We start from the raw sequence: 16,191 nt of genomic DNA, 5'->3' as shown, positions 1-16,191 counted from the left end.
TTTGGGGCAAGACCTGGTGCTGCTGGAGAGAATTGAACTCTCGACCTCTCCCTTACCAAGGGAGTGCTCTACCTCTGAGCTACAGCAGCGCCGGTGTGGCGCGTGATTAGACGCAATCGGGCATTGGTGCAAGCCTAATCTGGACCCTCCGCGAGCCCTGCTGTAGACAGGCGCCATGGCAGAGAAAACCCCTTCAAAAGCCGCCGCAAAACCAGCGGATGCGCGCGAAGACCGCCTCAAGGCGGCGCTCAAGGCGAATCTTGCACGACGCAAGGCGCAGACCCGCGCGCGTGCGGCCGGTCAGGGGTCAGAGGCAGGCACACCGGGAAACACCGGGCAGGAAAAGGACGCATAGGCGCATGGATTCGATTCTGGTCAGGGGCAACGGCCCCCTTCACGGGCAAATTCCGATTGCAGGTGCCAAAAACGCCTGTCTGACGCTGATGCCGGCGACGCTGCTGTCTGACGAGCCGCTGACGCTGATCAACGCGCCGCGTCTGAGCGACATCCGCACCATGACCCAGCTGCTGCAGTCGCTGGGGGCAGAGGTGACCTCGCTGCAGGGCGGTCAGGTGCTGGCCCTCTCCAGCCACGACATCCACAACAAAACCGCCGATTATGACATCGTGCGCAAAATGCGCGCTTCTATCCTGGTGCTGGGCCCGCTGCTGGCGCGCTACGGCGAGGCGGTTGTGTCTCTGCCGGGCGGTTGCGCCATTGGTGCGCGCCCGGTTGACCTGCACCTGCGCGCGCTTGAGGCGATGGGTGCCACACTGGAACTGCGCGACGGCTATGTGCATGCCAGCGCGCCAGGTGGCCTTAAGGGCGGCACAGTGGATTTTGATTTTGCCTCGGTGGGTGCCACTGAAAACGCGCTTATGGCCGCAACGCTTGCCAAAGGCACAACCGTGATCCGCAACGCCGCGCGCGAGCCGGAGATTGTCGACCTTGCGCGGTGCCTGCGGGCCATGGGCGCACAGATCGACGGCGATGGCTCGTCTGAAATCACGATCCAGGGCGTTGATCGCCTGGGCGGCGCCACCCACACCGTGGTCACCGACCGGATCGAGCTGGGTACCTATATGCTGGCCCCGGCGATCTGTGGCGGCGAGGTCGAACTGCTGGGCGGCCGCATTGAGCTGCTGGAGGCCTTCTGCGAGAAACTCGACGCCGCCGGGATCACCGTGACGGAAACCGAAAAAGGGCTCTCCGTTACGCGCGGCAACGGCGACATCCGCGCCGTGAACGTCACAACCGAACCCTTCCCCGGTTTTCCCACCGACCTGCAGGCACAGATGATGGCGCTGCTCTGCACGGCGAACGGGACCTCCGTGCTCGAGGAAAAAATCTTTGAAAACCGCTTTATGCACGCACCCGAACTGATGCGCATGGGCGCACAGATTGACGTCCAGGGTGGCACCGCCACCGTGACCGGCGTGCCCAAACTCAAAGGCGCACCGGTGATGGCCACAGACCTGCGAGCCTCCGTCTCCCTGATCCTCGCAGGCCTCGCCGCCGAAGGGGAGACCAAAGTGGCGCGCGTCTATCACCTCGACCGCGGCTACGAACACGTCGTGGGCAAACTCTCGGGCGTGGGCGCGAACATCGAACGGATCTCCGATACATGACAGACGCACGCTTTGAAGACGGCCGCGAGGCCCCGCTGAACCTCGGCGCGCTGGATGCCGATGACCTGCAGGTCATCTCCTCGCTCTGCCAGGACGCGGTATTCCCGGCCACGGAAATGACCTGGGACCGCCGCGCCAACCGCTTCGGCCTGCTGCTCAACCGCTTCCGCTGGGAAGAGGGCGCCGCACACAGCGTTGCCCCGGAAAGGGTCCAGACCGTGCTGGCCATCGACACGGTGCAGAGCGTTGCCACCAGTGGTATCGACCGCCGCGACGCTGACACCATCCTCTCGCTGCTCTCGGTCACCTTTGAGGAAACCGACGCGCCGGCAGGTCACGTCCTGCTGACCCTGGCGGGTGACGGCGCCATAAGGCTCACCGTCGAAGCGCTTGAGGTCTCCCTCAAAGACGTGACCCGGCCCTACAGGGCCCCTTCACAGAAAACCCCCGGCCACCCGGACTGACGCCCGATTCTTCTGGCCATAAATATCCCCGCCGGAGGCATGAAATCCTCCCGGCTTTCGCAAAAGGTACGACATGCCCGTTTTTCTGAACGCAGATGACACCGGCTTCGAAGAAGACTTTGCAAAACTGCTCTCCGCCAAACGCGAGGACAGCCCGGATGTGGATGATACCGTCGCCGCCATCATCGCCGATGTGCGCGCCCGGGGCGATGCCGCCCTGCTGGACCTCACCGCGAAATTCGACCGTCTGACCCTGACACCTGACACGCTGCGGATCAGCACGGAAGACATCGCCGCCGCCACCGTCGACGTGCCCGAAGCCGAACGCACAGCGCTGGCCCAGGCGGCCGACCGTATCCGCGCCTATCACGAACGCCAGCTGCCCGCAGATGCCGAGTGGCAGGACGACGCAGGAGCGACGCTGGGCTGGCGCTGGACACCGGTGAGCGCTGCTGGCCTCTATGTGCCCGGCGGGCTGGCCTCGTATCCCTCCTCGGTGCTGATGAACGCCATCCCGGCCAAGGTCGCAGGCGTGCCGCGCCTCGCGATGGTGGTCCCGGCCCCCGACGGTGTCCTCAACCCGCTGGTGCTCGCCGCCGCCGAACTGGCAGGCGTGGACGAGATCTACCGCGTGGGCGGTGCCCAGGCCGTGGCAGCGCTGGCCTACGGCACGGACACCATCGCACCCGTGGATAAAATCACCGGCCCTGGCAATGCCTTCGTGGCGGCCGCCAAACGGCGCGTCTTCGGCAAAGTGGGCATCGACATGATCGCGGGCCCCTCGGAAATCCTGGTGATCGCGGACGCCGACAATGACCCCGACTGGATCGCGCTCGACCTGCTCAGCCAGGCGGAACACGACGAAAGCGCCCAGTCCATCCTGATCACCACGGATGCCGCCTTTGGCAACGCCGTCGCCGCCGCCGTTGAAAAGCGCCTTGAAACGCTGGAACGTCGGGTCATTGCAGGGCCCTCCTGGCGCGACTTCGGTGCGATCATCACGGTGCCTGACCTGGCCACCGCCGCTGCTCTTTCGGACCGTATCGCGCCCGAACACCTGGAGCTCTGCGTGGCCGACCCCGACGCACTGTCGGCCCGGATCACCCACGCCGGCGCGATCTTCCTGGGCCAGTGGACGCCCGAGGCCATCGGCGATTATGTGGGCGGGCCGAACCACGTGCTGCCCACGGCACGCTCCGCGCGGTTCTCATCGGGCCTCTCGGTGCTCGACTTCATGAAACGCACGACACTCGCACGCATGACGCCCGAGGCCCTGCGCGCCATTGGTCCTGCGGCGGAAACCCTGGCGCAGTCCGAATCGCTGGAGGCGCACGGCCTCTCCGTCACGGCACGTCTGAAACGCCTGAATGACTGAGCAGGGCGGCTGACGGTTGCGCCGGGGCAGGGCGGACGCCGCAGCGTTTCGGCTCTGAATCGTACCGCCTGGTCGTCGACGCTCGCTGCGCCCGAACACGAAAAACGATATTTGGTGCTTCAACGCCAACCCGAAACGCTTTAAGCAACAGCGTCACGTATCGTATCAGAAGTTCCGCCATGTCCCGTATTTCACAGATTGAGCTGGACGACTCCGGTCTCCCGCCCCCCACGCCCGAAATTGAACAGGAGCGGAAGGTCGCGGTCTTTGACCTGCTGGAAGACAATACATTCGTGCTGCCCCAGCGGGACGGCCGTATGGTCCCGGACGGCCCCTACCGCGTGGGCCTTGCGATCCGCGACAAACGCCTCGTGTTCGATGTGAACACCGAAGCCGATGAAAAGGCTGCGGAATTCCACCTCTCGCTCGGGCCGTTCCGCCAGGTGGTCAAGGATTACTTCCAGATCTGCGAGAGCTATTTTGAGGCCGTGAAAAAGCTGCCGCCCAGCCAGATCGAGACGATCGACATGGCGCGCCGGGGCATTCACAACGAAGGCAGCCGTGTCCTGCAGGAACGTCTGGAAGGCAAGGCCGAGGTGGATACCGACACGGCCCGCCGTCTCTTTACGCTGATCTGCGTGCTGCACTTCGGGGGCTGAATGACGGAAACGATGCCACAATCGGTTCTGTTCTGTTGCGATCACAACGCAGTCCGATCCCCCATGGCCGAAGGCATCATGAAAAAGCTCTATGGCACCGGCACTTACGTCCAGTCTGCCGGTGTCACGAATGATATGGAAATCGACGGATTCTCCATCGCCGTCTGCCAGGAGATGGACGTGGAACTGTCCCGCCACCGCTCGCGCAGCTTTGACGAGATGGAAAACTGGGGCGACGATCTGGGCTCCTTTGATCTGGTAATCGCGCTCAGCCCGGCAAGCCAGCGGCGCGCGCTGGAACTCACGCGCTACTACAGCCTCGATGTGGAATACTGGCCGATCCTCGACCCCACCGGCCTTGGCGAGACGCGGGATGCGAAGCTGGTCAGCTACCGCCAGGCCCGCGACCAGATCAAAGAACGGCTGATCGGCCGCTTTGGCCCCCCGACAGAGATGATATGAGGCGCGCATGGCAGATGTGATCCGGCGCTATTTTGAGGCGTTCAACGCGGGCGACACAGATGGCATGCTGGCCTGTCTGACCGATGACGTGGCGCATCACGTTAACGAAGGCGGCGTGCGCCACGGCAAAGAGGCTTTTGCAGAATTCTGCGCCCATATGGCCCGCTGCTACCGCGAAAACCTGACGGACATGGTGATCTTTTCCAACCCCGAAGGCACGCGGGGGGCTGCAGAGTTCACGGTCAACGGCACCTATATGGGCGATGACGAAGGTCTGCCCGAAGCCACGGGCCAGGCTTACGTGCTGCCCGCAGGTTCCTTTTTTGATCTGCGCGACGGGCTGATTTCCCGGGTGACCACCCGCTATAATCTGTCGGACTGGATCCGGCAGGTGTCCTGAGCCGTGGCGCTCGACTACCGGCTTCTGGTGGGCGCTGATCTGGCCTCGGCTATTGATGATGTGGCGGCCCTGCGTATCGCGGTCTTTGCGGAATGGCCTTACCTTTACGACGGCGACATGGGGTTCGAGCGGGACTATCTCGCACCCTATCTGTCCAGTGATGCTGCGACCGTCATGGGTGCTTTTGACGGGGACAGGCTGGTGGGCGCTTCCACCGCCTTGCCGCTGACGCAGCACTCTGATGACTTCAGCGCTGCCTTCACAGGCACCGGTTTTGACCTGTCTGACCTCTATTACTGCGCGGAAAGCGTCCTTTTGCCGGAGTACCGTCACCAGGGGGCCGGGCATCGGTTTTTCGATGAGCGCGAGTCCCGCGCGCGGGCGCTGGGATTTTCATGGAGTTGCTTCTGTGCTGTGACACGGCCCGATGCGCATCCCGCGCGCCCGGCGCATTACCGTCCGCTGGACGGTTTCTGGCGCGCCCGCGGGTACCGCCCCGTTCCTGGAGCCATCGCGCATTTTTCGTGGAAAGATACCGGCGACGCGGATGAAACCGAAAAACCACTTCAGTTCTGGATCAGATCACTCTGACGCCACTTCAGGTGCTGCTGCAGAGCAGTTCCGCCTGATCGGCAAAACGGCTCCAGTGTTCCCAGAACCGTTCATTGTCGGGCGAATCCGACACTTTCATGGCCTGAACCCGGTCCGGATCACCGAAAAAGGCAGCACCCCGCCGTTTCTCTGACGGGGTAAGCGTCCGGTTCGCCACCGCCTGCACACAACCGCACCGCGCGGGGCTGGCCGCCCGTCTGTCGTCCTTCAGGCAGGCGTTTGAGATCAGTCCGGAGGCGAATTGCGGCGCCCCGCCACTGGCAGGGATGAACACCGCACGCTGCTGGCTCACGGGCGAGCTTGTGGTGCCGGGGGCACTGCAGGCAGCAAGCAGAAGGGACAGGCAGAACGCAGCAGCGGTTCGGGTCAAAGCAAAGCTCCGGGTCAGGTGTCTGATCAGCAGCTTTTCTTATGACCCATGATACGGATTTCCGCAATCACGCCGCAGCACGTGCGCGCTCAGAAGCGCCAGCGCGCACCGACAAAGATCACATCCTGATCCTGCAGGTCCGCGCCGGTACCATCGAGGCTGAAGGTGCGGTAGCTGGCGTAAAACTCGGTGTTGATGCTGTCGACCTTCTGGACAACGGCGATGCCGACGGATTCAGATTCCGACCCGGTCACGGCAAAATCCTCGCCCGAATAGTAATCAACGGACAGACGCGTCTCGCCCGCTTCGATCCAGTCGCGCTTCAGACCGGCCTTGACGTAGTAATAGCTGTCGTCGCCTTCCTGCTGGCGGCCGCTGGCCACCGCCAGGTTGAGACCTGTCGCCTTGTGCAGAACCGCAAAGGAGCCCAGCAGCAGTTCCTCGTCAGAATCGCGGATCGAATACCCCAGGCGTCCGGCCACGTGGTAGGCACCGTAGTCTTTGTCGTACTTCAGCCCGATGTCGTAGAATTCATCGTCATTGCCGCTCGTCAGCACTTCTTCGCCGGCTGAAACGATCAGCCAGAAACCGTTGTACTGCGGGGTCTCGTAGTGAATGCGGAACCGGCGCCCGCCGTCAAAAGCGTTGAACCCATCGCCGATGGTCGTGCCCGATCCGCCGCCCGAGGCCAGCTGGAATTCCTGGTTGCCGGCCTGGTCCTGCAGACTGGAATAGGCAATGACCGACGTGCCGGAGAAATCCGCTTCGGCAAGACCATCGGTTGCGATGCTGCCCTGACCGAAGGACAGGGTGCCCCAGGACGGTGACCGGTAGATCACCTCAAATTTGCGCAGTTCCGTACGGCGGTAGGACTGGTCGAAACTGTCATCGGCGTCACTGATCGAGCTGGAACCGGTGAACCCGAGCGCTGTCTCAAAATGGAACCGGAATTCCCCGCCATTGCCCGTGCTTTGCTTGTAGATCAGACCGATCCGGCTGTTGGAATTGTCGTTGTCGGTAAAGCTGGTGTTGGACCCTGCGCCATTGTCGACGTTGATGAACCCAAGGTTCAGATGGCCGTAAAAATCCAGTTCCTGGGCGGCGGTTGCCGCGGGAAGTGCCAGACAGAAAAGCCCGGCGGGAAGAACGGCAGTGCGGATAAGGGCAGGGTGAGTCATGGGGTGCCTTTCGGGGGAGAGCATGTGCATACACCTTACGCGTGTATTGCGGGATGGCAAACTCACAATGCCAGGAGCCCGGTGCGCGAACGCACAGGGCTGTGGTCACTAATTATAGACTGAATGGTTCCAAAGTTCCCCAGGCGAGTGTCACCCGCCGAGATGAACCTCATGCTCTTCGGTGCCGTCGCCGGTGTCGTTCAGCTTCGAATACTGAATTTTCACCTTCTCGAACTCCAGCTCGATACGTTCATACAGGGTGCTGTCTGTGCCTTCGGCCTGTTCGTTGCCAAAACCACAGGCGGTGATCACCACATTTTCCATTGTAATAACAAGGTAGTCGAGGTGCGCCTCACCACTGTCCTTGCGGACTGCCAGCGTCATTTCGGCGAACCGCTTCCCCTTCCACACGGCCTCGGCCAGATAAGGCGACGCGGCATCCACGGCCTTATGCACCACCAGCGGGTCAATATCTGCGCGCGCACGGGCACGGCCCCGCCCGACGGGACTGGCCGCCATCTGCCGGACATCAAACTGTATCCCCCAGACGTCGATTTCATCCTCATGTTCGGCCCGCTGGCTCTCGCCGGGTATTTCCTCGATCTTCAGGTATCCTGTCAGTGGCATAATACTCTCCCTGTTAACTACTACCTGTACGGGAGGTTAGCGGGATCACAGCGCGCTTACTGTGATCTGGATCACAGAACGCCGAACAGGCGCAACCCGAGAGTCACAAGCCCGAACAGAATGCTGCCAAATCCGCCAACCAGTCGGATTGTTTTAACGGCATCGCTGTCAAAAGCTGCTGCGCCTGATTTTGTCAGCGTGCTGTAAAGTCGGGCGATATCCGACACGCGGCCGAAAATCCGGGTTGTCTCATCAGCTCCGGGCAGGGGCGGGGCACCACTTGGCAGCGGCAGGGTCGCGTCATTGATCAGTTGTGGAATATCGGTTGCAAAATCCTCCCGCAGCGGTCCCTGACTGATGGCCGTCAGAACATGTTCTGCCTCGGCCAGCAACTCGCGACCCTCGTCAGGCAATTCCTGGATACTCTGCTGCGCAAGCTGCGCCCTGTTCGCTGCGACCTCCGGGTGATTGGCCCTTATGCCACGAACGCCTTCTTCAACGGCTTCCAGCAATGCAAGATTGTCTTCGCTCTCTGGCAGCTCTCTGGTCTCGTGAAGCTGGCGGCGCAAACTGACCGCCATGGATGTGAAATCCATTTCAATCCGCTGCGGGTCATTCCCATAGGTGTTGATCGTCCGCCCCAGGACCCGCACTTCCCGAGAGGTTTCGTTGATACCATTGTTTCCCTGCACCGCGTCGTCCAGGGCATCTCTGACCCTGGACAAAAGTGTCCCTATCAGCGGTGGGTTCTGCAACTCTGTCGGGTCGACGCGAAACAGTCCCGTTTCGGGGTCGAGGCTGATGGTTTCGGCGCGCGGTGCCTGTTCAGAAAGATATTGCGCCTTGATGTTTTCTATCCGCCCGGCGACCACAGCCTGCCCGGCCTCCCACTCTTCTTCTGTGATCTCTGTCGCGATCCGAAAGATCAGATCCCAATCCATCGGGGTGCCGTTCAGGATGCCTTCGTACCATTCGATCCAGAAGGACCAGTCGGCCTCATTTGCGGCCCATTGCGCCTTGAGCGCCTCCCATCCGGCTTTCGGCGTCGCCGGTTGGGCGACGCCCGTCCAGAGTGGTGCCCAGGTATTTGGCGACGTTGCGTCGACCTGGGCGCTGGGGAGGGTGGCGCGGGCGGCGTTGGCGGTGTCGTTGGAGGCGGCGCGAGTGGCGTTGACGGCGGCGCGGGCGGCGTTGGCGGTGGCGCTGGAGGCGGCACGAGCGGCGGCGAATAATAGGGCGGAGTCGAGGGTGGTTGCGTCGATGGCAGCCTTGGCGGCGCGGGCGGCGTTGGCGGCGGAGAAGGCAGCGCGGGCGGCGTTGGCGGATGATAGGGCGTAGGTTTTGGATTGGGCGGCGCGGGCGCTGTCCTCGGAGCGGACGACGGCTTTGGCGGCTTGGTCACCTAGTCCACTCATCTCTGCGGGTGGACAAGTGGCCGCAGCCGCAGAGATGAGCATTGCACGGGATATTGCAAAAGCAAGCCCACTTGTGGTCGCAAGTTCCCATGTCCCGGCGGCTGGCAAAGCATGCAAAGCACAGCGTACCGCAAACCAGACCTGCGTCTGAAGATCCTGAGTCTCCAGCCAGGCGTGCGCGCTGTCCTCGTCGGTTATTTCAATCCGCTCAGCCATCCGGACACCTGAAGCTCAAAAATACCTCACACCCCACCGCCCCAGAAGGCCAGCAGCTCAAGCCACTGGCGGTACCAGACCACGCTCCAGGCGAGGCCGAGGTTCCACAGCACCATGAGCGCCCCGGCGATTGCGCCAAAGACAAGTGCCAGGCACCCGGTCCAGAGCGCGCCCAGTACCAGGGGCGTGCTCACGCGCGGCCAGGTTTTGCCGGCCCGTGCGGCATCAATGCGCGCGCAGAGATTTTCGCGCCAGCGCATCGGTGTCAGCGCCTGCAGGCTGAGCGCTGTAATGCCTACATGCACGATGCTGGGCAGCAGTGTGGAAAAGAGCATCAGGTAGAGCCACCAGTAGCGGCTGATGTTCCAGGTCGAGTCCAGCAGGATTTCGAGGTCGATGAACGGTGTGCCCGACAGCCAGTCCAGCGCCACAGTGGTGCAGATGAGGGTGCTGCCCGCGGCCATAAAGGTAAGAAGGGCAACCGCAATGTCAGCAAGCGCCCAGAAAAATGCGTTCCCCTGCTGGCCGCGCTGCACAAAGGCGAGTGTCACGGCGAAGCTGATGACGTCAAAGACCGCATTCACCACCGGGGCGACGATCAGCACCAGAATTCCGATACGGATTGCGTTGCTCCATTCACCGGTTTCTCCGATCGGCACAAAGATCACGGTCGCGATCGTGGCGGCAACCGGAATGCACAGCGCCAGCGCGCCGGCTGTGTCAGCGCTGTTGCGGCTGCGGAACGCATCCACGGCAATCAGGTAAACAAGGGCGGATACCAGCGCGATGACGGTGGCCGCGAAAAAGGCGGCGGGCCCGGGCAGTAAACTCTGCAGTGCCAGGCCCAGTGGTCCGGTCAGCGCGAGCATCGTGGCCACGGCCATTGCGGGCACACCGGCCAGAAACCCGGAGAAGGCCCAGAGTGCGGCAAAGCTGACGGCCAGAATGGCGGAGGTGGTGAACCATGGGAAATCCATATAGATCAGGATTGTGCCCCCTACGCCAAAGGCGATCAGATCCAGATATCCGGCCACGCTTTTCAGGGTGCCGCGCATATGCCGTTCGCCGATGGTGATGTAGTGCGGTCCGCCAGCGATCAGGGCAATTACTGCCAGCGCCAGTGGTCCGGTCCACCAGGGGGATGCGGTGCTGATGACGATGGTCTGTCCGAGGATGACATTCTGGCCTGTCGTGCCCCAGAAAAGCAGCATAGTGAACAGGGGATAGATCACGGCCAGCAGCAGCGCCCGGTCCAACAGCCCGAACGTCAGCGCATGGCGCAGAAGTGCCGCAGCCGGCAGTGTCCCGTCGCCGGGTGGTTCTGTGCGGATCCAGCGGTACGCCCGTGACAGCAGATAGCTGAGCGCGCGGCTGCGGGCGTCGCGGAAACTGCCGCTGCGCAGCGAATCCTTCAGCCCGCGGGACTGTGCGCTGCCCCCCATGCGCAGCATCGCGGCAATAACAGCGCAGGCAAAGACCAGACCCAGCAGCGCCAGCACCAGAGCCGCGCCACCCGGGCCCGCAAGAATGACCGGCACGGCCAGCGCGACCAACACCAGCGCTACGGCCGCAGGCAGCAGCTCAGCTCTCATGCCCGCGCCTTCGTCGGGCAGCTGATTTCAACCGCAGAACCATTGCACCAACTCACCTTGACCGTCCCCGCAATCCACTCCATATCCCCACCATGACACCGCTTTCGCATATCCGCAATTTCTCGATTGTCGCCCACATCGATCACGGGAAATCCACGCTCGCTGACAGACTGATCCAGTCCACCAACACCGTGGCCGACCGGGACATGAAAGAGCAGATGCTCGACAGCATGGATATCGAACGCGAACGCGGTATCACCATCAAGGCCAACACGGTCCGCATCGACTATACCGCGCTCGACGGAGAGACCTATGTCATCAACCTGATCGACACGCCGGGCCACGTGGACTTCGCCTATGAGGTCTCCCGCTCCATGCGCGCCGTCGAAGGCTCGCTGCTGGTGGTCGACAGCACGCAGGGCGTCGAGGCGCAGACCCTCGCCAACGTCTACCACGCCATCGAGGCCGACCACGAAATCGTACCCGTCCTGAACAAGATCGACCTGCCCGCCTCCGACTGCGACCGCGTGGCCGAACAGATCGAGGACGTCATCGGCATCGACGCCACCGAAGCCATCCAGGTCTCCGCCAAAACCGGCCAGGGCATCACCGAAACGCTCGAAGCCATCGTGCACAAACTGCCCGCCCCCACCGGCAACCCCGACGCGCCCCTCAAGGCGATGCTGGTGGACAGCTGGTACGACAGCTACCTCGGCGTCATCGTGCTCGTGCGCATCATGGACGGCCAGCTGCGCAAGGGCGAACGCATCCGCATGCTCTCCAACAACTCCACCCACCACGTGGACCGCATCGGCGTCTTCCGCCCGGAAATGACCACCATCGACGCGCTGGGCCCGGGCGAAATCGGCTTCCTGACCGCCTCGATCAAACAGGTGCGCGACACCCGCGTCGGCGACACCATCACCCACGAAAAGAAAGGCACCGAAGACGCACTGCCGGGCTTCAAACCCTCGCAACCGGTGGTCTTCTGTGGCCTCTTCCCCGTCGATTCCGCCGAATTCGAGGACCTGCGCGACGCCATCGAGAAACTGGCGCTCAACGACGCCTCCTTCTCCTATGAAATGGAAACCTCCGCCGCACTTGGCTTTGGCTTCCGCTGCGGCTTCCTCGGCCTGCTGCACCTCGAAGTGATCCGCGACCGGATCGAACGCGAATACAACATCGAACTGATCACCACCGCGCCTTCGGTCATCTACCACGTTTACCACAAAGACGGCACGATGCTCGAACTGCACAACCCCGCGGACATGCCTGACCTCACGCTCGTCAGCCACCTGGAGGAGCCGCGCATCAAGGCCACCATCCTCGTGCCCGACGACTACCTCGGTGACGTGCTCAAACTCTGCCAGGACCGCCGTGGCATCCAGCTGGACCTCACCTATGCAGGCTCGCGCGCCATGGTCGTCTATGACCTGCCGCTCAACGAGGTCGTGTTTGACTTCTACGACCGGCTGAAATCGGTCACCAAGGGCTATGCCTCCTTTGACTACCAGATGATCGGCTACCGCGAGGACAAGCTCGTGAAGATGTCGATCCTCGTGAACGACGAACCCGTCGACGCGCTCTCCACCATGGTCCACCGTGACCGCGCCGAACAGCGGGGCCGCGCCATGGTTGAAAAGCTCAAAGACCTGATCCCGCGCCACATGTTCAAAATCCCGATCCAGGCCGCGATTGGCGGCAAGGTCATCGCGCGGGAAACGCTCTCAGCCATGCGCAAGGACGTGACGGCCAAATGTTATGGCGGGGATGCCACCCGGAAGCGCAAACTGCTGGACAAGCAGAAGGCTGGTAAGAAAAAGATGCGGCAGTTCGGGAAAGTGGATATCCCGCAAGAAGCGTTTATTTCCGCGTTAAAAATGGACGGCTGACAGCCGTCCATTTTTAACGACGCGTGCGGAAAAGGCGTTTTTGCGCAGCAAAAGCGCTGACCGGCACCCGGTTGCAGTTTGGGGTGGACCAGTTCAATTCGTCCATCCCGGGCTGAGGAAGGCCAGTGGGTGGAAGCGTTTTGCGCAGCAATGCCCGTACCCACACAGTGGGGTGGGGTACCGCAGGTTCAATTGTCCGGAAAAAGAAGGGGCGACATTGGTTGAAGCGAAACATCTAGGCGCATTCGATTCCTTGAATGCGTCATCCCCGCCTGAGCTGTTGCACTGGCTATCTGATTGGATCGAAGTTGTATCTGCATCGCAAACCGATCTTCCGTTTGCCGCATTTATTTCCGATTTTTCAAATTTTTCTGCGACATTACGACCAGAAGATGAAAAGACACTGTCCACAATTTTAGCCTCTGATTTGATGTTGATAGTGGTCAATGTAGTTGCGGCGGAACTTCTCCTTGAGATCAGCGTTTCGCGCCAGACGATTGTTGCCGATAGTGTAAGGAGTAGGATACAAGCCTTATCCTCAATTTTTCTGTATATAAGAGAAACACTGGAAAACTCGGTCAATCTTTGCCGAACAGGAAATGACTTGTCTGCAAGAGTTCTTGCGCGCTCCGTTCTTGAGGCCTGTGACTTGGCAATAGTACTAGCTGCTGATGCATCCCTCTGTGACGAGTGGATTGAGGCCCAAGATGACTCGCGTGAGTTTTGGCATAAGAACCTCTCAGGCAGAAAGCTGAGTAAGCTTAGAGACCAGCAATTGCGGATCGAACTTAAAGAGGTACCAGACGAATTGCGCCAATATTCTGGGTATCGGCGCACCGAGGCCGAAGTATTTTCAATGGCCGTGCATCCAGCATATCAAGCGGGTGTAATGACGATTTTTCAAACGTTGGAAACCGTGCCTTTTGATACAGGAGGCTCTGAACAGCATGTCGGAGATTGGATCGCTGTGCGTACGCTGTCGAGTCTGGTTAATGGTCTCGGGCCAATGATAGCTTCCGTTCTGCATCGTAGTGTTAGCGAACTTGGCCTTTTCAGGTCAGCAAGCGACGGAGAAACAGGAAAAAACTGCGAACTTGTTTCCGCACTTGTTAATGGAGCGGCAGTTACGCAGTTATTGAGTGCTTCGGGACTAAACTCACAAGTTCTTAGAGACTATGTGTCGAATGCAATTTTAGATAATTGATTTCATTTGTAGATCGGACGTGACATTCGTCATGGAGTTCATTGCAAATCCATTGGATTGTGCAGCGCCCGAACCGCCCCCACGGGGCGGGCGCTTCGCTTCCACCCCTCGGTTCGTGCGCCGCGACGCTCAACCGCCAGTCTGACAGCCAAAGCGCCTTTCACCCGGCGTCGCGCTGACGCGCGCCGCGCTCGTCACTTCAGACAGTCCCCCGGACTGTTTGATCCGGCTGACGCCGGACCGCTCCTCGCCCCACCACGGGGCGGGCGCTTCCAGGCTGATGCGCAGCATCGGCGTCGGACGATAGAGCGGAAGCACAGCATCTGCGGAATCGTCGCTTCCCGCCCCTCGGTTCGGGCGGCGCGTAGCACAAACGGAATGCAGGCTTTCCCGGCGAATTTCTCGCGAAATCCGCGTTCGACGCTCTGAACAGTCCCCCGGACTGTTCAGTCTGGCGGTGCCAGACCGCGTCTCACCCCCAACTAACACCGTCTTACCTGACAGTGCGCTGCGCACCGACGTAATACCGACGTTAAACCGACGTGATACCGACGCCCCACCGACACCTCTGAATGTGGCCCTGGCACAGTCTCTACCCGGGGCCCCATCGCGGTGATTCTGCCTCTCCAGCCCGTCTCGGGCCCTGCGGGTCACCGGAAAATCACCCTCGCGAAAACGCCGCTTTCCACAGCTTTTCCGCGCTGCGGCAAGTACGCCGGAACGCAGGCAAAAACCGGGTTATCCCCCGCTTATCCACAGGTTGAAATCCCATATATTTCAACAGCTTATCCACAAGAAATTTCGCTCCAACGTGATTTTTTTATTGCCAGAATGGGGGGTGATGGCGCATCGTTGTCTCACCGCTTCAGAGGTCTTCGGAACAAAGAGGCGGACGCAAAGGCCCCGGTGGCCGGGAGCGTTCAGAGACGGATCAATGATGCAGCTCTGGGCAGGAACGGTGATCGGAAGCAGGTCGGATCGTGTGGACCCTAAAGGGTCGTGACGAACGGGCAGCGGGCGCCGGAGCAGGCCGAAAAACTTCGATGCCGCAAGGTGTTAGGTTGGAAGGCAGCGCTGGCAGGGATGATGCGGGGAGCTGCTTGCAGCAATGCAGGTGGTTCCGGCGACGGGTGGTAACGCCGGGTCGCAAGCTGGGCCTGCTGTCGCCCTCTGGGGGGATGATAAGGTTCAAGAAGGCGTCAGGATGTGCCCTCGGGCACGGGTCTGGATTTCGGTCCGATCCCCTGGCGCCTTTCGCCTTTTGCGGCACGCCCCTCCTGATCCAGATCAAGGCAGCACAGGCTGGCACATGCCATGTTTTCCTTATCCAAAAAGGAGACATGCAATGGACATGGAGAAACAGAAAAGCATCCTCCTGTCCCGCCGGCGCGAGCTGGTCGGGCATCTGGTGGAGGTAGAGCATGCGCTCGACGAAACCCCGACCCGCGACTTCGAGGATTTTGCAACAGAACGGCAGGGCGACGAAGTGCTCGAAGCGCTGGGCCACGCCGAACTGGAGGAAGTCGCGCGCATTGATGCGGCTCTTGGCCGCGTAGCAGTGGGCACATACGGGACGTGCCTCAGATGCGGGGAAATGATCTCAGACGCACGCCTCGACGTGCTGCCGGAGACAGCGCTTTGCAGGAACTGTGCGGCGCGCAACGGCTGAGTTGCGCCACCCCGTCAGCTTCAGAATGCTTCGTCGAGCTTTTCGCCTGCGTTCTGTACGTCGCGGCCGATGCCTTTGGTTGTTTCGCAGGCAGCCAGGCTCAGTACACAGGTCAGAAGAAGTGCGGCTCTCAGCATCTGTTGGGTCCTTTCAAAGTGCGCATCTGCCGCAGATTCTACACGGTTGTCACCGGCTGTTCACGCGAAAAATGACACTGCGCAGCAAGGCTCAGCTGCCGGCGTCCCGAAAGGCTTCTTCGAACGCGCTGGTTTGGTTGGTTGCACTTCCGGGCGCTTCGCAGGCTGCGAGGGCCAGGAGTGCTATCACTGCTGCCACTGGTTTCATGGTGGTAATTCCTTTCAATGCTCAGGTGCTGTCCAGGAGTATTTATGACCCCGATGTACACATGCACGTCACATTGAAGGGAT

The 16,191-nt window shown here is 61.2% G+C and carries 18 protein-coding genes and 1 tRNA gene; 11 read left to right on the top strand and 8 right to left on the bottom strand.

What is annotated here, in order from left to right:
- Positions 1 to 14: 14 nt before the first annotated feature.
- A tRNA-Thr gene (locus AB4K19_RS14530) sits at positions 15 to 89 on the bottom strand.
- An 86-nt stretch (positions 90 to 175) separates the two neighbouring features.
- Here AB4K19_RS14530 and AB4K19_RS14525 point away from each other — a divergent pair.
- The 8 genes from AB4K19_RS14525 (at position 176) to AB4K19_RS14490 (ending at position 5,579) form a co-directional block, all read left to right on the top strand.
- A complete protein-coding gene (locus AB4K19_RS14525) occupies positions 176 to 355 on the top strand; it encodes a hypothetical protein (RefSeq protein WP_375229027.1) in 180 nt (59 codons plus the stop codon).
- 4 nt (positions 356 to 359) lie between these two features.
- A complete protein-coding gene (gene murA / locus AB4K19_RS14520) occupies positions 360 to 1,628 on the top strand; it encodes a UDP-N-acetylglucosamine 1-carboxyvinyltransferase (RefSeq protein WP_436398160.1) in 1,269 nt (422 codons plus the stop codon).
- The gene (locus AB4K19_RS14515) at positions 1,625 to 2,092 is read left to right on the top strand and encodes a DUF2948 family protein (protein WP_436398158.1); all 468 of its coding nucleotides are present in this window, start codon (positions 1,625 to 1,627) and stop codon (positions 2,090 to 2,092) included. Before murA ends, AB4K19_RS14515 begins: the two co-directional genes overlap by 4 nt.
- Before the next feature lie 73 nt (positions 2,093 to 2,165).
- Positions 2,166 to 3,467: a histidinol dehydrogenase gene (gene hisD, locus AB4K19_RS14510; protein WP_436398156.1), complete on the top strand. Its 1,302-nt coding sequence runs from the start codon at positions 2,166 to 2,168 to the stop codon at positions 3,465 to 3,467.
- A gap of 179 nt (positions 3,468 to 3,646) precedes the next feature.
- Positions 3,647 to 4,126 carry a UPF0262 family protein gene (locus AB4K19_RS14505; protein WP_375229023.1) on the top strand — a complete coding sequence of 160 codons (480 nt, stop codon included), beginning with the start codon at positions 3,647 to 3,649 and terminating at the stop codon, positions 4,124 to 4,126.
- Positions 4,127 to 4,588, top strand: a complete 462-nt coding sequence (locus AB4K19_RS14500; protein WP_436398153.1) for a low molecular weight phosphatase family protein — start codon at positions 4,127 to 4,129, stop codon at positions 4,586 to 4,588.
- 7 nt (positions 4,589 to 4,595) lie between these two features.
- Complete coding sequence (locus tag AB4K19_RS14495; RefSeq protein ID WP_436398151.1) at positions 4,596 to 4,988, top strand: ketosteroid isomerase-related protein; 393 nt, start codon at positions 4,596 to 4,598, stop codon at positions 4,986 to 4,988.
- 3 nt (positions 4,989 to 4,991) lie between these two features.
- A complete protein-coding gene (locus tag AB4K19_RS14490) occupies positions 4,992 to 5,579 on the top strand; it encodes a GNAT family N-acetyltransferase (RefSeq protein WP_375229022.1) in 588 nt (195 codons plus the stop codon).
- 7 nt (positions 5,580 to 5,586) lie between these two features.
- Here AB4K19_RS14490 and AB4K19_RS14485 read toward each other — a convergent pair whose 3' ends face one another.
- From AB4K19_RS14485 to AB4K19_RS14465, 5 genes are all read right to left on the bottom strand, one after another.
- Positions 5,587 to 5,970, bottom strand: a complete 384-nt coding sequence (locus AB4K19_RS14485; protein WP_375229021.1) for a hypothetical protein — start codon at positions 5,968 to 5,970, stop codon at positions 5,587 to 5,589.
- An 89-nt stretch (positions 5,971 to 6,059) separates the two neighbouring features.
- Positions 6,060 to 7,148 (bottom strand): porin, encoded by a 1,089-nt coding sequence (locus AB4K19_RS14480; RefSeq protein WP_375229020.1) that lies wholly within the window; start codon positions 7,146 to 7,148, stop codon positions 6,060 to 6,062.
- A gap of 150 nt (positions 7,149 to 7,298) precedes the next feature.
- On the bottom strand, positions 7,299 to 7,775 hold the full coding sequence (locus tag AB4K19_RS14475; RefSeq protein ID WP_375229019.1) for an Hcp family type VI secretion system effector: 477 nt from the start codon (positions 7,773 to 7,775) through the stop codon (positions 7,299 to 7,301).
- A 71-nt stretch (positions 7,776 to 7,846) separates the two neighbouring features.
- Complete coding sequence (locus AB4K19_RS14470; RefSeq protein WP_436398148.1) at positions 7,847 to 9,406, bottom strand: hypothetical protein; 1,560 nt, start codon at positions 9,404 to 9,406, stop codon at positions 7,847 to 7,849.
- 26 nt (positions 9,407 to 9,432) lie between these two features.
- Positions 9,433 to 10,998, bottom strand: a complete 1,566-nt coding sequence (locus AB4K19_RS14465) for a hypothetical protein (protein WP_375229016.1) — start codon at positions 10,996 to 10,998, stop codon at positions 9,433 to 9,435.
- 92 nt (positions 10,999 to 11,090) lie between these two features.
- Here AB4K19_RS14465 and lepA point away from each other — a divergent pair, with 92 nt between their 5' ends.
- Positions 11,091 to 12,890, top strand: coding sequence for a translation elongation factor 4 (lepA, locus tag AB4K19_RS14460; protein ID WP_375229015.1), 1,800 nt, complete (start codon positions 11,091 to 11,093; stop codon positions 12,888 to 12,890).
- Positions 12,891 to 13,107: 217 nt separating this feature from the next.
- Positions 13,108 to 14,094 (top strand): hypothetical protein, encoded by a 987-nt coding sequence (locus tag AB4K19_RS14455; RefSeq protein ID WP_375229014.1) that lies wholly within the window; start codon positions 13,108 to 13,110, stop codon positions 14,092 to 14,094.
- A 129-nt stretch (positions 14,095 to 14,223) separates the two neighbouring features.
- On the opposite strand, the gene AB4K19_RS14450 is transcribed toward AB4K19_RS14455, so the two are convergent.
- Positions 14,224 to 14,412, bottom strand: coding sequence for a hypothetical protein (locus tag AB4K19_RS14450; RefSeq protein WP_375229013.1), 189 nt, complete (start codon positions 14,410 to 14,412; stop codon positions 14,224 to 14,226).
- A 1,027-nt stretch (positions 14,413 to 15,439) separates the two neighbouring features.
- On the opposite strand from AB4K19_RS14450, the gene AB4K19_RS14445 reads away from it, so the two are divergent.
- Complete coding sequence (locus tag AB4K19_RS14445; RefSeq protein WP_375229012.1) at positions 15,440 to 15,763, top strand: TraR/DksA family transcriptional regulator; 324 nt, start codon at positions 15,440 to 15,442, stop codon at positions 15,761 to 15,763.
- Positions 15,764 to 15,783: 20 nt separating this feature from the next.
- Here the strand turns inward: AB4K19_RS14445 and AB4K19_RS14440 are convergent, their stop codons facing one another.
- The gene (locus AB4K19_RS14440; RefSeq protein ID WP_375229011.1) at positions 15,784 to 15,900 is read right to left on the bottom strand and encodes an entericidin A/B family lipoprotein; all 117 of its coding nucleotides are present in this window, start codon (positions 15,898 to 15,900) and stop codon (positions 15,784 to 15,786) included.
- Between the last annotated feature and the right edge of the window lie 291 nt (positions 15,901 to 16,191).

It is taken from the genome of Roseobacter phycocola (assembly GCF_042055075.2).
Taxonomy (GTDB): domain Bacteria; phylum Pseudomonadota; class Alphaproteobacteria; order Rhodobacterales; family Rhodobacteraceae; genus Roseobacter.
This window is presented reverse-complemented; position numbering and strand designations above follow the sequence as displayed.